This window comes from Bradyrhizobium ferriligni (assembly GCF_056837965.1).
In genome coordinates this window covers 1-16,320 of sequence record NZ_JBXEJO010000003.1, presented here as the reverse complement: position 1 = coordinate 16,320, position 16,320 = coordinate 1, and the positions used below count along the sequence as shown (strand labels likewise).

The following is a 16,320-nucleotide window of genomic DNA, read 5'->3' as shown; positions in this document are numbered from 1 at the left end:
TGCCCGAGCGGGACCGGCTCGGGCGCAATCTGTCTTCCGTCTGGCAGCTGTCCAGATCTCTCCCTGTTTAGCCGAGGTGGAACCGCTTCCGACCCAGCGCCACGATCTCCCCGTCCGTCGGATGATCGCTCGGCTCAACATGCAGGTTAAGGTCGGGCCGTTCCGCCGCGAGATATTGCATCAGCTCAACCTTCTCGATACCCGGACCGATGACGAGCAACTCGCTGCAACCGCTCACGGCCTCCCCTACCCGGGCGAGGAATGTCGCGTCGGCCTGGACGCGGCCATCGCCAATCGTATTCGCCTTGTGATGCAGATGCTGCGACACCAAATGCGCATGGACGGCCGTCGCGCTGACGCCTGTCAACCCAATGCCGAAAACCTTCGCAACGAGGTGATCGATCCAAACGACGGCGTGCGCATGTGATTGCAGGGTCATCTCGCTCATGAAGTAACTCCGGTACTTTCTTTCTCTGCTTCTCTCAATCGGCGCGCCAATGCCGCAAGCAGTTCCCTGCGACTGACAATACCAACGACAGTTCCGGCGCAGAGCACCGGAATCTGGGCGACATTGTAGACATCCATCTGTGCGACGACGTCCCCGATCGATGCTTCGATATCGACGGTGATCGGCGAGCCACTCATGAGCGAGCCGATCTGCAGCGTGCGCATGCGTTCGCGTTCAGGTGAATTCTCCGCAATGCCAAGCAGAGACTCCAGCCAGTTTCCTGACGGCGGGCTGATGTCAAGCTCATCGCGGTGAAGGAAATCCCCCTCCGAAACCATGCCGACAAGGTCGCCGGCGTCGTCGATCACCGGCAGGCCGCGCTGATCGGTCTCAAGCAGCAGCTCGACCGCATCGAGCACGGTGGCAGTCGGCTTGATCGTCGCGAACGAGCTGCGCATCACATCGGTGACGAGCATTGCCATCTCTCCTATTCAACACATGTGTTGGCCGCCATTGATCGACAGAGTCGATCCGGTGATGAACCCTGCTTCGTCGGCCGCAAGAAACGCGACGGCACGGGCAATCTCTTCCGGCTGCCCCAACCGTCCGACAGGGATCTGCGGCAGAATGGAATTCTGCATGACATCGGCCGGCACCGCGGCCACCATCTCGGTGTTGATGTAGCCCCGGCAGATCGCATTGACCGTGATGCCGAACCGCGCGCTTTCGAGTGCTAGTGCACGGGTGAAGCCGAGCTCGGCGGCCTTCGCCGCGGCATAGTTCGTCTGGCCGATCTGGCCCTTCTGCCCGATGATGGACGAGATGTTGATGATCCTCCCGAACTTTCGTGCCCGCATGCCCTCGATGAGTGGCCTGCACATGTTGAACAGCGAATCGAGATCGGTCCGGATGACCGCGTCCCATTGCGGCTTAGTCATTCGATGCAGTGTGGCGTCGCGCACGATACCGGCGTTGTTGACCAGGATGTCGATCGGGCCCAGCGCCGCCTCCACCTCGCGGATACCGGCTGCACAGGCCTGGAGGTTCGCGACATCCCACTGGAATACGGGAATTCCCGTCTGATCCTGAAACGACCACGCGGCTCCCGCATTTCCAGCATAGCAGGCCGCAACCCGGCATCCGGCAGCAGCGAGGGCACGCGAAATCGCTGCGCCAATTCCTCTGCTTCCACCCGTAACCAATGCGACGCGCGCCATGTCGGCACTCCAAGCTGGGTACAACATTTGCGCGAAGTAGACGCTCGATGAATTGATCTCGCTCAATCAGAATCCACGACCGCGCATGAGGCAGATCAAATTGGCCTGCCTCGGCCCGTGCTTTGATAGCACTTGCTCTTCCACCCCTTTGGAGAACGGCCCATGTTCAAGAACATCCTGGTCCACATTCCGACGGAGTTGTCGCCACGTCCCGCAGTCGACGGATCGGTTTCGCTCGCGCTCGGCACCGGCGCGCATCTCGACGCAATGGCGATCGGCTACGAGACCGCCAGCGTACCGTTCGTCATTGAAGGCGGCGCGGCGGTCGCCTCCCTGTTCGAGGCTGAACATGAGCAGGCCCTCGAACGCGCCGAGGTTGCACTGCGCGTCTTCGATATCGAGGCACGGAATGCGGGGATATCCTACGCGACCCGCGCCGTGGGTGCGCTCCCCATCGATGCTCGGGAGATGATCTGCGCGAGCGCGCGACTGCATGACCTGACCGTGGTGGTGCAGCCGCTGGGCGAATACGACAGCTACGACAACGTGATCCCGCGGGAGTTATTGTTCCAGGCCGGCGGTCCCGTCTTGTTCATGCCCTACACGTTCCATGGCGCATTTTCAGCGAAGCGAATCGGGATCTGCTGGGATGGCAGCCGGCTTGCCGCCCGCGCCCTGCACGACGCAATGCCGCTGCTGCGCGCAGCCGATGCTCTCGCCGTCATCACCATCGATGGCGCCGATCCGATCCCCTCAGAAAGCTCCAGCGAGCACTTGGTGCGCTACCTTGCAAAGGAAGGGCTTCCGGCCAAGATCACGTCGTTGCCGGCGTCCAAGTCCGAGGTTCAGTCGATCCTGCTGTCGATCGCGGCGGATGAGGGCCTCGACCTTCTGGTTATGGGCGGATACGGCCACTCCCGCCTGCAGGAAACTCTGCTCGGCGGCGTGACACGCGACATGCTGCGCGCAATGACGGTTCCGGTCCTGATGTCTCACTAAGCGCGAGCCGAATCGTGAAGCATCCCGCCAGAACATTTCAGAACCATATCGCTCGTGGCTTCGTGGTCATCAGTGCGATCTGCGCTGCGCTGACTCCAGCCGCCGCAAACCAGGAACAAGGCCGTCGCCTTGCACAGCTCTACTGCGCCCGCTGCCATGCAATCGACCGGGTGAGCCCGAGCCCGCTGAGGATAGCACCTCCGTTCCGGACATTGCACGAACGTTATCCAGTCGAGATGCTGCAGGAATCGCTGGCGGAGGGAATCGTCACCGGCCATCCGACCATGCCCCAGTTCAGCTTCGAGCCGGACCAGGTGGGCGACTTCATTCTGTTCTTGAAATCCCTCGAGCAAGGCCACGCGGACCGTTGAGCCAGGTCAATGCGCGGAACGCACAAAGCCTCATTGTTCAAGCTTCAACACGGAGGTCCGGCATGCGCGCGCATCAGGTCATGACCAAGCATATCATCGCCGTCAGTCCGCACACCAAGATCCTGGATGCGGCCAATATCATGCTGCGATGCCACCTCAGCGGTCTGCCGGTAATGGACGAAGACGGCACGCTCAGGGGTATGGTGTCCGAGGGAGATTTCCTGGAACGCGGCGAGATCGGCACAGGACACAAGCGCTCGGCATGGCTGGAGCTGTTCACCGGCGTGGGTCGTGCCGCGACCGATTTCGTGCACGAACGCGGCCGCAAGGTCGAGGACGTCATGACAGCGAACCCGATCACCGTCGAGGAGCAGACGCCGCTCGACGAGATCGTGCATCTGATGCACAAGCATGGCGTGAAGCGGGTGCCGGTCGTGAACGGCAAGACCATGGTCGGAATCGTCACCCGGGCGGACATCCTGCAGGCCGTCGCATCGCTGGCGCGCGAAGTTCCCGATCCGACCGCCGACGACAGTCACATCCGTGAACGGATCCTGCGTGAAATCAACGCTACCGGCTGGCGTCCCGCCGGCTTCCAGGTGTGGGTGTGCAACGGAGCCGTGCATCTGTACGGCCTGATCTTCGATGAACGAGCTCGCCAGGCCGCGATCGTGCTCGCCGAGAACACCTCGGGCGTCAGGGAAGTCCGCGATCATCTCTGCTTCGTCGACGGCTACTCCGGCTACTACGTGGAATCGCCGGAAGACGTCAAGGCGGCCAGCTGATCAGATCGAGGAGCCCAACATGGCAATAAGTACACTGCTTGTCGTCACGGCCGTCTGTCTCATCTTCGCGATCTTTGCGCTCGTGCTCGCCTTGACCGATCGTAACACGACGCGCTGGCGTCACGAACAGGACCGAGCCTCCACACGCGCTGCCTATCCCGACCAGAACGGGACCTAGCCTCGCTTTTTGCCTCGCACGCCGAGACACTCCTGTCTCGGCGTGCGGCCACCGTTCATTGCTCTGCATTCCCCGGAGCTACGTATAAATACGTAAGTGGCTTCTACTTAGGGGAAATATCCAAATTTCCCGATCCACGAGATGCGATCAATCTGCCTCCATCGATCTTCCCATCCATGGAGCGTCGCCATGCAGACCCAGAACGCCATTTCTGTCGAGAACAGCCGTCACCCGACCAGCATCCTCAGCCGTCAGGCGCGCGTTGAAGGGCCCTTCGGCATGATCGGGACGCCGATGCGGTTCGCCCGCAACAGCGAAATCTATGGCGAGGACGAGGCCGCGGAATACCTCTACCAGGTCGTTTCCGGTGCCGTCCGAACCTACAAGATTCTGGAAGACGGACGTCGCCAGATCGGCGCATTTTATCTGCCCGGGGATATTTTCGGCTTCGAGGCCGGCGAGACTCATATCTCCTCGGCTGAGGCCGTCTCCGAGACGCGAGTCATTGTGGTCAAGCGCGCCGCGCTCATGATCCGTGCGACACACGAAAAGGATCTGGCACGGCAGCTGTGGGATGCAACGGCCCAGGAGTTGCGTCGCTTCCAGGAGCATCTGATGCTGCTGATCTGCAGCGCCGAAGATCGTGTCGTCGGCTTCCTCCACGATATGGCCCACCGCGCCGTCAAGAATGCGGCGATCGAGCTTCCGATGTCGCGGCAGGATATCGCCGACTATCTCGGTCTGACGATCGAAACGGTGTCACGCACCTTTACCCAGCTCGAGCAGAACGGCGTGATCTCCCTTCCGACCTCGCGTCGGGTGGAACTGCGCAACCGCGCGGTGTCGAACCGCATCATGGCGGCGTAAGCGAAGGGCGAGCCAGGCTCCGATAATTGGCCGCAAGCGAGAGGCAAGGAATAGGATGCGGTCGAACCTGGCGATCACCTATGGGCAGGACAAACTGCCGCGCTACACCAGCTACCCCACGGCTCCGCATTTTTCCGCGGCGGTCGGCGAGGCTGATTACCGGACATGGCTCAGGTCGATTCCAACGCGGCGGCCGGCCTCGATCTACCTGCATGTTCCGTTTTGCCGGTCGATGTGCTGGTACTGCGGGTGCCACACCTCCATCACCAGGCGCGACGAACCGGTCGCCATTTACGCCGCCGGCCTTCGCACCGAAGCGCATCTCGTTGCCAAAGCGGTCGGTGGGCGATTGCCCGTCTCCCACATCCATTTCGGCGGCGGCACTCCGACGATCATGACGCCCGAGACCTTTGCCGACCTCTTCAGCGCGCTACGCTACTCGTTCTTCGTGCAGCCCGACGCCGAGATCGCCGTCGAGATCGATCCACGCACCCTGACCGAGCCGATGGCGGAAGCAATGGGCTACAGCGGCGTCAACCGCGCGAGCCTTGGCATCCAGAGCTTCGATCCTGTCGTTCAGCACGCCATCAATCGGTCGCAGAGCCTGGAGCAGACCGCGGAAGCGGTCGAGCGGCTGCGCCGTGCCGGCGTCGGCCGCATCAACTTCGATCTGCTCTACGGCCTGCCCGCTCAGACTGTCGCTTCCTGCCTGGATACTGTCGACTCATGCGTCGCGCTGCGGCCCGACCGGTTTTCCGTGTTCGGATATGCCCATATTCCCTCCTTCAAGAAGCACCAGCGCATGATCGACGAGGCGTCGCTGCCGGCTAGCCTCGAGCGGCATCGTCAGTCCGAGGCGGTCGCACAGGCGCTGACCGATGCCGGATACACCCGCATCGGCCTCGACCATTTCGCGCTCCCCGGCGACAACCTGGCCATCGCAAAGCGCGAGGGCCGGCTGCGGCGTAACTTCCAGGGCTACACGGACGATTCTGCCGAGACCCTGATAGGCCTCGGCGCCAGCGCAATCGGCCGCATGCCGCAGGGATTCATGCAGAACGCAGTTGCGACACGCGACTATCTTGCACGAATTGCCGAGGACCGGCTTGCCACCGTCAAGGGCTACATGCTGACGGCGGAGGACCGTTTCCGAGCCGACATCATCGAGCGCATCATGTGCGACATGGCCGTCGATCTGCCGGGAATGTGCCGCCGGCACCGCTGGGATCCTGGTTCGGCCGTCGTCGATCGTTTCCGGCTCGACAGGCTGATCGCGGACGGCGCGGTGACGATGAGAGGTGACCGGCTCCTGATCAACGATGATGCGGAGTTCCTGGTCCGATGCGTCGCCTCGGCGTTCGACGCTCACCTTGGTCGCGCCACGGCCCGGCATAGCCGAGCGGTCTAGATGCGACCAGCGGAACCCGGTCCGCACCGTCTACAGCAGTTTCGGATGTTGGCGGCTTCGTTTGCCGATCCAGGCCATGCATGCCGCAAACAGAACGAGCGCCGCGATACTGTCGGCACCAGGAAACTTCAATATTCCCCAGAGGGCGGGCGCAATCATCGGTGAAAGAGCACGAAGGTCGGCTGGACATCGGTGTGCAAAACATCAGGGTGGCGGCATGGGTGAGAGCGGCGCCCAAGGGAGGCGGAACCGGGTCGGGCCACGCCGGCTGCTTGCTGGCCAGCGACTAGAAGCGCGCAATCGCACACTTCACAGCTGGACGCCGCGGCTTCCGCATCAGTCGCCCTCGGATCGCGCAAGTATTCGCTCAAGCGCTATGATCAGCTGCAGACGGCCAACCATGCCGACGACTCGCGTATTCCGGAGAACGATGACTTGCGATATCTGGTGCTTGTCCATTTCGGCAACGATCTCGTCCACAGTCGCACATTCGTCGACGCAAACGGGCTTGCGGCTCATCACAGCGTCAACGCTCAGGGCCCGGGTCCGCTCACGGACCAGCTGCCCCTCCTCTCTGCTGAGCAGCCATTCGAGCCAAAAGCCCTCTGGCCAATGCACGCCGAGCTCGCGACGATGAAGGAAGTCGCCTTCGGAGATAACACCGACCAGCGCCCCTGAGCCTTCGAGCACAGGCAAGCCGCGCTGGCCGGTTTTCAGTAGTAAACGAACGGCGTCGAGCAATGGCGCGCGCGGTTTGATCGTCGCGAAAGACGTGCGCATGACATCCAAAGCTAACATGGCAAACTCCCCAGAGCTTCGTGTACGCGATGATTTGCCAGTATCGGTCAAAAACGACGGGCCGGGCTGACCTGGATCAATTGAGCCGTGCACTTTGAAGCCGCTGGCTTCGCTGCAGGACCATTCGGCGGCTGTCGGCTCATATGGGAATCGTCGTCTGTCCACCGTCCCACCGCAACGTCTACCATGACCACGACAATTGCCGGGCCCGGCTGGGAGGCCGCGTTGCGATGACTGCAAAAAGCTCGGATAGAAGCTAACTCGTCTGCCAACTTTCCCGCGCACAATGGGACCGCGGTGCGCCAAGGCTGGCCAAGCGCTGATCATCGATCGATGAGCGTCGGCCGGCCGCCGCGCGACAATAACCAGCTACACCCCTTCATCCATCGAAATTCCTATTCGGACAATTTCGAGCCCCCTGGTAAAACCCGTCTCTCGATGACGCGCTTACACCCCGGCGGATTGAAGGACCCACAGCGCACCGAAGAATCTGACGACAAAGTCCGAATCGGCTCTTCGCTGTGCAAAGACGTGTCGGCAAGCCTATGCCGGCAGCACGATCACCTTCGTATTGACGGGCGTTCGCGCATAGAGGTCGATCATGTCCTGACTGAGGAGGCCGGTACAACCGCTCGTAATGCCGTTTCCAATCGTTTCGGGGTCGCTGGTGCTATAGATCGTGTAAAGCGTGTACACCCCATTTTGATAGAGGTAGAGCACGCGGGCACCAAGTGGATTGTCGAGACCTCCCGGCATGCCGCGAGCATATTTGCCCGCCTCCGGCTGGCGCGCGATCATCTCCTTAGGTGGCGTCCAGGTAGGCCATTCGGCTTTGCGCCCGACATAAGCCTCCCCGCTCCACCGGAATCCATCGCGGCCGACATTGGCTCCATAGCGGGTCGCGTTTCCCTCGCCCTCGATGCGGTAAACATAGTATTTGCTGGGATCGACGATAATCGTACCGGGCGCCTCATTACTGTCATAGCGCACTGTCTTGCGAAAATATTTCGGATTGACCTTACCAACATCGACCGCAGGGATCGGGAATTTCTCGTTCGGCACAGGCCCGTAGACTTTCTCCGCCTCGGCAAGGCTCATGTAGTCGGATGCGCAACCGGCCAGGCCCAGTGCAGCGAGACCAGCAGCGGAGCCGAACAGAAACGCCCGGCGGTTGAGAGGCCGCGACCGAAGCGCGGGCAGAGCCCCCTCACCCACCGCACCGGCGTCGGCAATTCCACGATCCATGATCATGATTTCGGATTTTCCATTCTCCCGTTGTACGGCCGGACCAGACTTTGGCATACGGGATGGGGAGGGAGGAGAAAAAGTTCTTCGTCATTCGAGGTTAAACCTTCTTGACCAACAGATGGCCTTTTGGCTGTCGCCTGGGAGCAGGCTGCTGACGGCCATTTCTATCCATGTCGTGGCCGGCGACCTCGAAGCCAAACGTGGGTTTATGGTGCGCTCGGAGGGCCTTCGCATTTGCTGCAATTTCAATGCTTTGCCGAAAGCGGCGAAGTCGTAGGGAGCATCTGGCGTTTGGGTGCCTTTTAGGCCGACCGCTCAACGCGCCGTAGGCCAAATGGTCAAGTAGCGGATTTCTACTCCGCGGGTTGCGGTTCGAATCCTGCCGGGATCGCCAGTCGGATTTTATCTCCAGTGATTTCAATGACTTATCGGAGTTTTTGCCTAACCTTTGAGTTTGGTTAGGCAATTTCGGATTATCGGACGCGTCGAATCCTTTTTGAAGTTTCGCCATGGCCGCCACGGCCAACTTCTTCTTCGCGGCCTCGCGGCAATACCGGTCGATTTCGCGGATGTTGGTGTGACCGGTGATGGACATGATTTCCAGAGCGGAGCAACCGGCCTCTGCAAGACGACGACACGCGGCCTTGCGCACACCATGCGGGCTCGAGCCTTCTGGCAAGCCAGCGTCGCCTGCAGCTTCGCTAATCCAACTGGAAAACGCCTTCTCACTACGCGCACGGCCATACATGGTTGCAATGAAGGCCGGGCCGTCCTTCGGGCAGTCGGCAATGTAGCGCGCCAGATCCGCGTGCACTGTAATGCAAAGCTCAACGTGGCCTTGGCTCTTTTTGGTGCTGATAACGAAACCGTCTTTCGTGAAGTGCTGCCAGCCAAGCAGCACGGCATCAGAGCGCCTGAGACCGGTGTGTAGCAGCACCTCAAAGGCCAGCCGCAACGGAGTGCCAACTTTGTTGTGCTTTCGGAATTTGGTGATGTCTTCCTCAGTCCAGGTGCGGTGGCCTTTGGTTTTGAGCTTCACGCGCTTGGCCACAACAACCGGATTGTCGCTGCGTAGTCCCGCGCCTACCGCGTAGTCCATCACAGCCTTTAGGCGTTTGCGAAAGTTGCTAGCAGCCGATGGCGTGTCGGCTTGCTCATCGATCAGCTTGTTTATGTGCTTGGGCTGAAGGCCGGCTATTGGCCCATCGCCGTGTTTATCGACGAAGCGATTCAGGACGTTGCGGTAAACGTCCTTCGTGCTATCTGCCAGCACCTTGAATTCGGTGCAGCCATAGTATCCTTGCACCGCCGCTCCTATCGTTCCCGCCTTGATGCGGCGAACCGCTCGAGGCGGCTCGTCAGTGCTCATGGCAGCGTGGTACGCCGTCCAGAATTCATGTGTGTACAGCGGCGCGTGCAAGGCGACTTGCGGCCTCCCAGGCCGCCGCAAATAAACACGCGGCTTGCCGTGCCTATCCAGATACTCGTTTACGTATTTTGGCTTCGCTGCCGCACGCCCTATCCCAGTAGCTGTCGTTGTCGTTGACGCGCGAAACACCATCGAACAAGCGGTCTAGATCGATCCTGTCCCAGCATAACTCCGAATAGCAGTCTGGCAGGCGGCACTGTGCCGGCCCTCACCTGCTTATCGAAATGGCTCGGGCTGATTCCGAGATATCGCGCCGCGTCTGTACGGCGTAGGCCGCGAGGGACGATGCCCCCGCGTTGGTTGTCGTTGGCGGGACTGGGCAAGAGCGTGCCCCTAAGCAATTGCTCTTCGTACCTCGCCGACTAAGCCAGCGCACAGGTGGAGTGGTTGGTCGCTGAGGCGACTCAAACCACCCGCACCGCATTATACCGTACCCGCTCGGGCCAACCCGCTAGCCGACACCAAGCAGGATGACACCATCATCCAAAGTACGATTTGCCCAGGCTGCACGCGCGTGTTCCAGCTGCAGCGAGCCATCCGGATCATGGCGAGAGGCCTACTTGTCGATGTTGTCATTCGAGGATCCGTTGAGAAGAAACTGGAGGGCGCCATCACGAATGATGGGATCGCAGCCTGCCTCCCGAAGGCGCCGCGCTCCTAGCCCGTCCGACTATCCAACGACCATTGCCGAGATAGAGCGCTCTCTCGACAACGTGACGTTCGCCATGTGTCACTCAGGCAAATGGGATATCAGTACTTGCCCCTCTATGAGAGGCTAGAATTCGAATTGGCCGCCCTTCAGGCCAAGGAGGCTATGATGGAGCGAGCGCGCGCACGATATGCGCGCGTTATGAGGGAAATAGAGAAGAAGTAGGTCGGCGCCCTTACGACGCCCTACCAATGAAATCGGTCGTAAAGCCGCAATGCGATTTTACTTCACGCCAGAATCGCGCTGGTTTCTCCTATAAAGCTCCTGGTCAGCGGCGCTCGCTTGAAACAACGCGGGTGCACCACCGATGCTCAGGCTGAAGCCGGGTGCGTGAGGGATGAGTGGAAACGCATGTGCGAGAGCGTCTGTGCAACCCGCTTGGGTGAACTCGCAGCTTATCGTCGCTGGCGGCGGATGTCCCCCAGTATCCAGACATGATGATTGCGACTTCTTGAAGTAGCGCGTTCGTTGCCCGTTCATTGTGGCGGCGCCGGTACCGCATGGCTTGTAGAACGTTCCAACCTGCGTCCGAAGCTGTCGCTCCGCGTAGTAGTCAACCTCGTAGTCACGGCTCGCGCCTGCCTTTGCCTGTGTCCCGACTACGATTCCGACCATGGCAATACCGAGAAAAAGGAATCTCATGAACGATCTCCCAATATACGAGCCACTTGACGCATTCGGTTGTGTTCAACAACTCACTCTATCGTGTCGGGAGCGTTCTGTCGCTCTATTTCACGGGTCGGCCTCGCGCGGGATAAGTCTGTGACCCATTTGGATCACGACGGACTGGCCTTCGGTGCCCATGGTGTCTGGACTGCTGGATTCGTCCACTCTCAATCCGCGAACGATTTTTGCTCTTTGGGCTTGGCTTGGCTACCTCGTTCAATCATCGCCATCGGCAATTTCTGGAGCACCTTCGGAGCGGTGAATGGGTCCCCGCTGTCGATCTGCCAGATCAGGCAAAGTTGAAACTGACCTTACTTCGCCACCAGTGGATTGAGATCCGAGAAGCTGACGGAAAGGTCAGCTATCGCATTACTGCTGGCGGGCTTGCGGAGATGAGCAAGCCTACCAGGGTTCGCTAAATCACACCCCGCTCCACGGCCATCCGGCGTGCACCAACTTCAAGGTAGAGCCGTGCCCAGGCCCACGGCAAAGGTCAAAAACCCAGCCACGGGGTTCACTCGATCTATGGTCGAGCGTTAGTTTCGGGGGATTTTCTTATAGATGCGTAATTTGCGGATCGTGGCCCTTTGCGCCGCGTTGGGCGGCTGTGCCGGTGCCTCAACAATTCCACTGGCGCAAGACACTGTTCAAATAACAGCACGCGCCGCACCGATCTGCGGTGCTGCCGGCGCTGAGAAGATTGTCGTTCGAGAGGCTGCGGCCGAAACCATCCGCAGGGGCTATGATCGTTTCATCGTCATGAATGCTCAGGCCGGAGCCTCATACGCCGGTAGCACACCGGTTGTCGTACAGAATCTCGGAGGCGGCGTAGCGATGGCCAGCGGCGGCACTCCGATGTTCGCGCCAAACCAAGGCCTGGTAATTAAGATGTTCAAGGACGGAGATCCCGCGGCGGCGAATGCCCTGCCCGCGTGCGAAACCTTGGGACCGGACTGGCAAGAACAGGTCAAGAAAAATACCATCAATTGTCTGGGATGATCGTCCCTGCTGGTTTTTGGTGATCTCAATGGGACTGTTTAAGCGCAAAGAGCATTGGGAGCGCACGTTTCGGCTCAGAAGCAACCAGAGTTCCGGACGCAGCATACTTTCCGTACTGTTCTGGCTCTGGGGCATTGCCGGACTGGTGTTCAATGCCGGCACGCTGTTCGGGCTCACTGGAAATATCGGAGTCGGGACGTCCGCCTATTTGACGGCCACGTGCCTCGTCTGGATTGGCGGCATGGTTCTGTTCGGCGTCGGCGCCCTACTCGCTCACACAGATTTCGATGGTGAGCGGCCGATGGAAGAGGACTACGGCAACGTTCGGGTTACGCGGTAGGGCCGATCCCGGATCCAATCAACGCTTCCCCTAGCAAAATTACCTCTAAAGGCACTGAGATGAAACTATCCAGTTTTCAGATTCAAAATTTCCGCTCCATTCAGGACAGCGGCTGGATCAACGTTGGTGATCTTACCTCGTTGGTGGGGCGCAACGAAAGCGGGAGGTCGAATCTGCTCTTGGCATTGGCGGGATTGAACCCACCCGGTGGTCGGCAGCCTCTGAGTCCAGTTAAGGATTTTCCCCGCAACCGCAGGCTCGAGGAATGCAAAAACAACACCGTCGTTGTCTGGACATGTTGGGATCTCACGCCCGAGGAGACTGAAGAACTTGCTCCGCTACTCGGGCCGCTGAAGAAGGTGGCAATCGGTCGTGGATACGGTGCGGAAAATGTTTGGACGGACTTTAAAACACAGCGAGCGCGCTGAAGAGATTGAAGCCGGTTCTTGAGCCACGCTGGGATGCATTGGAAGGTGAACATAGGATCCATGCCGCGAGCGCTTGGGCAGGCCTCGAAACAGCCAATGCCAACACAGAGGCAAAAGCTTGGGCGGCAGCAATTCCACCTGCAGCGGCTGCCTTGCGAGTGTGGTTGGAAATAAAAAGCCGCTTGGCGGCTCACGGCGCTGGGCCGGAAAAATGGCGACGCCTGCCTGACTGGGCGCGCCGAAGTCACGTCAGGGCAAAAACCTGCCTATAATGACTAAAGAGTTTGGGAGGCTTGGGAGCGTACATGCCCACGCAATAATTCGTGGGACGTTCACAATCCTCCTTTCGTTCCCATTCGATTGGGGTGCTGTCCGTATTTAAGCCCCCGTATCCTAAGTTGATTTTCGGAGTGTCCTGATTCGGATTAAGCGAACGGAAACCGTAGCTTGGCCGATGTTCTCGGTAGGACTTCTGAGTCGCCCATCGGATGTTCTGGCTTCAGCATTACTTATGGACCGCCAAGTGTTCTCGCCGCCATCTTAGTTGTTGCGATTGATTTCCGAGGCACAAACTGCACTGGCCTATCGAGTTCCACTGGGCGTAGGCTGCAACTCCAACGCAGGGGTTGCGCCATGGGCAGAGAACTACTTGAGAGCGTTTGGATTGTGCTATTCGGGTTAAGCCCGCTCGTCATCATTGGCGTAGCGATGATCGTGCAATAGCGCGACCTGGCTCGGCGCAATCGAGCCGGTAGATGGCCCCAGCAACAAGCCCCTACTACCCCCACGTTGCTGGGGTCGCTCATTAGAGGCCGCCTCAGTTGGCGGCCTCTTCCCTAAGCCGCGACTCTCTCGCCCTCTACAGCCATAGCCGCGTTCAGCGCAGCACCGCCACCCGCACCTCTTTGCCGGCACGGCGCTGTGCATACTGGCCGCCGAATCCGAGATATTCGCCGATCTCAGCTAGCGTGTTGTCGCCCGCCGCCATGTCGAGGATGGTAGCCGTCTTATGGCCTATCCGGTCGCGTAGACGCTCCGCGTCCATTGATCTGGCCAGTTCAGCCTGCGCGTCCGGGATCACCACGTCCCAGTACCCGGTATCGGCCTTATCGCTCTTACGTTGGCGGACCTTACCGAACACGGCATCGGGGCTAACCCACTTGTGCCCGTTCCAGACTTTCACGAGCTTGTTGCCAACCCAGCGCGTCATGCCGCGATCGTTGGCGTAGATTAGCTGCTTGGCGGACACGTCAATCAACTCCCGGTCCAAATTGGGCGGCGGTGCCTTCTCGCCACCCTCGGTCGCATCCTCATCTGGCTCATTGTCGTTCGCAGCCATGCTTGGCGGCTCGTTCAGGCTGCGCCAGAGCCTGATGCCCATAAGGGGGGTCTCGTCCTTCTCGCGCTTGGCCCACGTCACGCAGGGGGATTGCTCGTGGTGAGTGGCATGTGTGGCTGGCGCCGATTGCAGCCAGGCTCGGCGGGCTGCAAGGTCGGTGAAGTCGCCGGCCGATAGTGGCTGGTTGTCGTTTGCTGGTGTCATGTCTGCTCCGACGTGATGGGTGGCCGTCTGCGCGGCGTAAAAATAATCAGAAAACCTGCGGCGTTGCGCGTGCGAGTGGGGACGGCGGTGTGCTGGGTGGTGGCGGGAGAGTTTGGGGATACCCCGGGGTCATGCCGCCGCTCTGCTGAGGAAGCCGCAGAAGCACCCGTCGTCGTCAATGCAGAACCGCGCCCCTACTAGCTCGTGTAGATCCTCGCTCGGCTTCCCTGCAGGCGGGTCTATCGGTGGCGCAAGCATCGACAAACGATTCCAGTTCGTCAACATCAAGCTGCTGCAGTTGCGGGTCGCCATTTTCATCGCGATAATTCACCCGCGCGCGCCTCCACCGGCAATCGGCGTGATGTAGGTTACAACGCACGACGGGAGGCGGCTGCTCGGCCGGTTATCCTGCTTGAACTCCTCGGTGGTGAGCCAGCGCCTCTCCTTGATCCATCGTTCCAGCGACATGCGCGGGCCTTTTGCAGAGGCACGCCATGACTCGGCAGCAATGACCATGCGAGTCTGCTCGGGCTCGCCTGGCGCAAGGGCGTTATAGGCAAGGCGGGCGCCATGGAGATTGTCCCCCGGCTTAGCGTATGCGGAGGCAAGCGCTTCAAACCCACCCGCAAGCACGCCGCCCTCGGCGGCGGGGCGTAGCTTGCGGAACATCCATATCACTACAAGTACCCGGTCTGTAACCGGGTCTTGTAGTGGAGTCTTCGGCCCACCCGCTGAGCCCGTTGAGGCGTGAACTGGCCCGCTAGCTGGGCCAATAGTGGCCCGCATAGTGGGCCGGTTCTCGGGGGCACCAAACTGGCCCACCTGCTGGGCCAGTTCTGGAAAACGCCCCTGCTCAGCTAGATCGAGCACGTTGAAAACTGGGATGTACCGGCTGGCACTCCTATTGCGTCCCCTACCCCGATTGGTGCGCGCCACCCAACCTGTTTCCGGTAGTAAAATGATTGCGCGCGAAACCGCCGATCGTGACGGGCACTCGGCTCCGTCAGGCGCGCGCTTCTTCATGACCGTGGCAACATGCCGTTGCGAGAGCAACGCATCGCCGTGTTCGTGATGATACCAATTGATCAGAAAACGGTAGACCAGCCTTGCCGATTCCGACAGTCGAGGATCGAAGTCCACCAGCTGTGACATTCTCCCAATTGCCACCGGGCCAGTCGGATCTCCGATCTTGTGCGTCCAGTATGCGGGCGAGTCCGCGATCTTAGGCTGCGCTGGATTCATCGGCCGGAAGCTCCACAAGGGCCGCGAGGGCCATATCGGAAATTGCACGGTTGAACTGCTCGCCGAACGCGGCAGTGCGCTCGTGAAACGCATTCGGAGCTACGGTCCAGCAGCGACCATTGGCTCGTTGGCGCAAGCCGAGATTAAAGAGACGAAGGTGGTCGTTCAGCTCGAGGTCAAAGCGCGCATGGGTGCTGCCGCCGGGTGGCGACGGGCGGATAGAAAGGATTTTTAAAGGTGAGATTCCCCTATTGTGGGGTTGCCCTATCGGGCGGTGCACCTGGCTAAGGGCCAGTCGTGCGATGTGGTTGCGATGATTAGGACCCACTACCTGCGGAACAAAAGCCTTCCTGCGGGATTAGAAAGGGGTTTTGCCCAATAATCCAAACAGGAGGAAAGATGGCTAGACCTGTAGGCGCCGTCATACTGACGGCAATTGCGCTCGCGTGGCCGGTCGACACCATAACGATTTCGTCGGTGTATGCGGCAGACGGAGTGAATGCGAGCGACATTAGCGCGCAAAGCCGCCGCGGCCGACCGGGCCCTGGTGCCCGACCACCATCCCATCGTCCTCGTCCTCCAGCCGCCCGTCCGAACCGGCCTCGTCCACCGGGCGCCCACCGTCCCCGCCCGCCAGTTCACGGG

Annotated in this window: 18 protein-coding genes; 10 read left to right on the top strand and 8 right to left on the bottom strand. The window is 60.2% G+C overall.

The features are described 5' to 3' along the window. Nucleotides 1-67: 67 nt before the first annotated feature. From AC1VNY_RS02095 to phbB, 3 genes are read right to left on the bottom strand one after another with little or no spacing between them, the layout of a single operon-like run. The gene (locus AC1VNY_RS02095) at nucleotides 68-448 is read right to left on the bottom strand and encodes a hypothetical protein (RefSeq protein ID WP_482403919.1); all 381 of its coding nucleotides are present in this window, start codon (nucleotides 446-448) and stop codon (nucleotides 68-70) included. Beyond that, nucleotides 445-924, bottom strand: a complete 480-nt coding sequence (locus AC1VNY_RS02090) for a CBS domain-containing protein (protein WP_482403918.1) — start codon at nucleotides 922-924, stop codon at nucleotides 445-447. Before AC1VNY_RS02090 ends, AC1VNY_RS02095 begins: the two co-directional genes overlap by 4 nt. A gap of 15 nt (nucleotides 925-939) precedes the next feature. Further along, nucleotides 940-1,665, bottom strand: coding sequence for an acetoacetyl-CoA reductase (gene phbB / locus AC1VNY_RS02085; RefSeq protein WP_482404024.1), 726 nt, complete (start codon nucleotides 1,663-1,665; stop codon nucleotides 940-942). Nucleotides 1,666-1,827: 162 nt separating this feature from the next. Here phbB and AC1VNY_RS02080 point away from each other — a divergent pair, with 162 nt between their 5' ends. The 6 genes from AC1VNY_RS02080 (at nucleotide 1,828) to hemN (ending at nucleotide 6,273) form a co-directional block, all read left to right on the top strand. After that, complete coding sequence (locus AC1VNY_RS02080) at nucleotides 1,828-2,664, top strand: universal stress protein (protein ID WP_482403917.1); 837 nt, start codon at nucleotides 1,828-1,830, stop codon at nucleotides 2,662-2,664. A gap of 62 nt (nucleotides 2,665-2,726) precedes the next feature. Next, nucleotides 2,727-3,035: a c-type cytochrome gene (locus AC1VNY_RS02075; RefSeq protein WP_482404023.1), complete on the top strand. Its 309-nt coding sequence runs from the start codon at nucleotides 2,727-2,729 to the stop codon at nucleotides 3,033-3,035. Nucleotides 3,036-3,097: 62 nt separating this feature from the next. Next, nucleotides 3,098-3,820, top strand: coding sequence for a CBS domain-containing protein (locus AC1VNY_RS02070; RefSeq protein ID WP_482403916.1), 723 nt, complete (start codon nucleotides 3,098-3,100; stop codon nucleotides 3,818-3,820). 19 nt (nucleotides 3,821-3,839) lie between these two features. After that, complete coding sequence (locus AC1VNY_RS02065) at nucleotides 3,840-3,998, top strand: hypothetical protein (protein ID WP_482403915.1); 159 nt, start codon at nucleotides 3,840-3,842, stop codon at nucleotides 3,996-3,998. A gap of 189 nt (nucleotides 3,999-4,187) precedes the next feature. Further along, nucleotides 4,188-4,865, top strand: coding sequence for a helix-turn-helix domain-containing protein (locus AC1VNY_RS02060; protein ID WP_482403914.1), 678 nt, complete (start codon nucleotides 4,188-4,190; stop codon nucleotides 4,863-4,865). Between the two features lie 55 nt (nucleotides 4,866-4,920). After that, nucleotides 4,921-6,273, top strand: coding sequence for an oxygen-independent coproporphyrinogen III oxidase (gene hemN, locus AC1VNY_RS02055; protein ID WP_482403913.1), 1,353 nt, complete (start codon nucleotides 4,921-4,923; stop codon nucleotides 6,271-6,273). Nucleotides 6,274-6,609: 336 nt separating this feature from the next. On the opposite strand, the gene AC1VNY_RS02050 is transcribed toward hemN, so the two are convergent. From AC1VNY_RS02050 to AC1VNY_RS02040, 3 genes are all read right to left on the bottom strand, one after another. Further along, nucleotides 6,610-7,071 (bottom strand): CBS domain-containing protein, encoded by a 462-nt coding sequence (locus AC1VNY_RS02050; protein WP_482403912.1) that lies wholly within the window; start codon nucleotides 7,069-7,071, stop codon nucleotides 6,610-6,612. A gap of 543 nt (nucleotides 7,072-7,614) precedes the next feature. Continuing rightward, nucleotides 7,615-8,322 (bottom strand): L,D-transpeptidase, encoded by a 708-nt coding sequence (locus AC1VNY_RS02045; protein ID WP_482403911.1) that lies wholly within the window; start codon nucleotides 8,320-8,322, stop codon nucleotides 7,615-7,617. 94 nt (nucleotides 8,323-8,416) lie between these two features. Beyond that, nucleotides 8,417-9,688 (bottom strand): tyrosine-type recombinase/integrase, encoded by a 1,272-nt coding sequence (locus AC1VNY_RS02040; protein WP_482403910.1) that lies wholly within the window; start codon nucleotides 9,686-9,688, stop codon nucleotides 8,417-8,419. Between the two features lie 1,996 nt (nucleotides 9,689-11,684). Here AC1VNY_RS02040 and AC1VNY_RS02035 point away from each other — a divergent pair. Genes AC1VNY_RS02035 through AC1VNY_RS02025 form a run of 3 tightly spaced genes read left to right on the top strand, consistent with a single transcriptional unit; the run spans nucleotide 11,685 to nucleotide 12,890 of the window. Further along, complete coding sequence (locus AC1VNY_RS02035; protein ID WP_453964746.1) at nucleotides 11,685-12,122, top strand: hypothetical protein; 438 nt, start codon at nucleotides 11,685-11,687, stop codon at nucleotides 12,120-12,122. A gap of 28 nt (nucleotides 12,123-12,150) precedes the next feature. Then, entirely contained in the window at nucleotides 12,151-12,462 is a 312-nt protein-coding gene (locus tag AC1VNY_RS02030; RefSeq protein WP_482403909.1) for a hypothetical protein, read from the top strand. A gap of 59 nt (nucleotides 12,463-12,521) precedes the next feature. After that, nucleotides 12,522-12,890 carry an AAA family ATPase gene (locus AC1VNY_RS02025; protein ID WP_482403908.1) on the top strand — a complete coding sequence of 123 codons (369 nt, stop codon included), beginning with the start codon at nucleotides 12,522-12,524 and terminating at the stop codon, nucleotides 12,888-12,890. 877 nt (nucleotides 12,891-13,767) lie between these two features. On the opposite strand, the gene AC1VNY_RS02020 is transcribed toward AC1VNY_RS02025, so the two are convergent. Together AC1VNY_RS02020 and AC1VNY_RS02015 are read right to left on the bottom strand one after the other, a co-directional pair. Next, complete coding sequence (locus tag AC1VNY_RS02020; protein WP_482403907.1) at nucleotides 13,768-14,433, bottom strand: hypothetical protein; 666 nt, start codon at nucleotides 14,431-14,433, stop codon at nucleotides 13,768-13,770. A gap of 327 nt (nucleotides 14,434-14,760) precedes the next feature. Further along, on the bottom strand, nucleotides 14,761-15,585 hold the full coding sequence (locus AC1VNY_RS02015; protein WP_482403906.1) for a hypothetical protein: 825 nt from the start codon (nucleotides 15,583-15,585) through the stop codon (nucleotides 14,761-14,763). Nucleotides 15,586-15,622: 37 nt separating this feature from the next. Between AC1VNY_RS02015 and AC1VNY_RS02010 the strand changes: the two genes are divergently transcribed. After that, nucleotides 15,623-15,910 carry a hypothetical protein gene (locus AC1VNY_RS02010; RefSeq protein WP_482403905.1) on the top strand — a complete coding sequence of 96 codons (288 nt, stop codon included), beginning with the start codon at nucleotides 15,623-15,625 and terminating at the stop codon, nucleotides 15,908-15,910. The last annotated feature ends 410 nt before the right edge of the window (nucleotides 15,911-16,320 follow it).

What these genes read in the sequence shown, in the direction of transcription:
- AC1VNY_RS02020 (WP_482403907.1), bottom strand. Translation starts at nt 14,433, where the DNA reads ATGACACCAGCAAACGACAACCAGCCACTATCGGCCGGCGACTTCACC.
- AC1VNY_RS02095 (WP_482403919.1), bottom strand. Translation starts at nt 448, where the DNA reads ATGAGCGAGATGACCCTGCAATCACATGCGCACGCCGTCGTTTGGATC.
- AC1VNY_RS02050 (WP_482403912.1), bottom strand. Translation starts at nt 7,071, where the DNA reads ATGTTAGCTTTGGATGTCATGCGCACGTCTTTCGCGACGATCAAACCG.
- AC1VNY_RS02065 (WP_482403915.1), top strand. Translation starts at nt 3,840, where the DNA reads ATGGCAATAAGTACACTGCTTGTCGTCACGGCCGTCTGTCTCATCTTC.
- AC1VNY_RS02035 (WP_453964746.1), top strand. Translation starts at nt 11,685, where the DNA reads ATGCGTAATTTGCGGATCGTGGCCCTTTGCGCCGCGTTGGGCGGCTGT.
- AC1VNY_RS02040 (WP_482403910.1), bottom strand. Translation starts at nt 9,688, where the DNA reads ATGAGCACTGACGAGCCGCCTCGAGCGGTTCGCCGCATCAAGGCGGGA.
- hemN (WP_482403913.1), top strand. Translation starts at nt 4,921, where the DNA reads ATGCGGTCGAACCTGGCGATCACCTATGGGCAGGACAAACTGCCGCGC.
- AC1VNY_RS02015 (WP_482403906.1), bottom strand. Translation starts at nt 15,585, where the DNA reads ATGTCACAGCTGGTGGACTTCGATCCTCGACTGTCGGAATCGGCAAGG.
- AC1VNY_RS02070 (WP_482403916.1), top strand. Translation starts at nt 3,098, where the DNA reads ATGCGCGCGCATCAGGTCATGACCAAGCATATCATCGCCGTCAGTCCG.
- AC1VNY_RS02045 (WP_482403911.1), bottom strand. Translation starts at nt 8,322, where the DNA reads ATGATCATGGATCGTGGAATTGCCGACGCCGGTGCGGTGGGTGAGGGG.
- phbB (WP_482404024.1), bottom strand. Translation starts at nt 1,665, where the DNA reads ATGGCGCGCGTCGCATTGGTTACGGGTGGAAGCAGAGGAATTGGCGCA.
- AC1VNY_RS02090 (WP_482403918.1), bottom strand. Translation starts at nt 924, where the DNA reads ATGCTCGTCACCGATGTGATGCGCAGCTCGTTCGCGACGATCAAGCCG.
- AC1VNY_RS02080 (WP_482403917.1), top strand. Translation starts at nt 1,828, where the DNA reads ATGTTCAAGAACATCCTGGTCCACATTCCGACGGAGTTGTCGCCACGT.
- AC1VNY_RS02030 (WP_482403909.1), top strand. Translation starts at nt 12,151, where the DNA reads ATGGGACTGTTTAAGCGCAAAGAGCATTGGGAGCGCACGTTTCGGCTC.
- AC1VNY_RS02060 (WP_482403914.1), top strand. Translation starts at nt 4,188, where the DNA reads ATGCAGACCCAGAACGCCATTTCTGTCGAGAACAGCCGTCACCCGACC.
- AC1VNY_RS02025 (WP_482403908.1), top strand. Translation starts at nt 12,522, where the DNA reads ATGAAACTATCCAGTTTTCAGATTCAAAATTTCCGCTCCATTCAGGAC.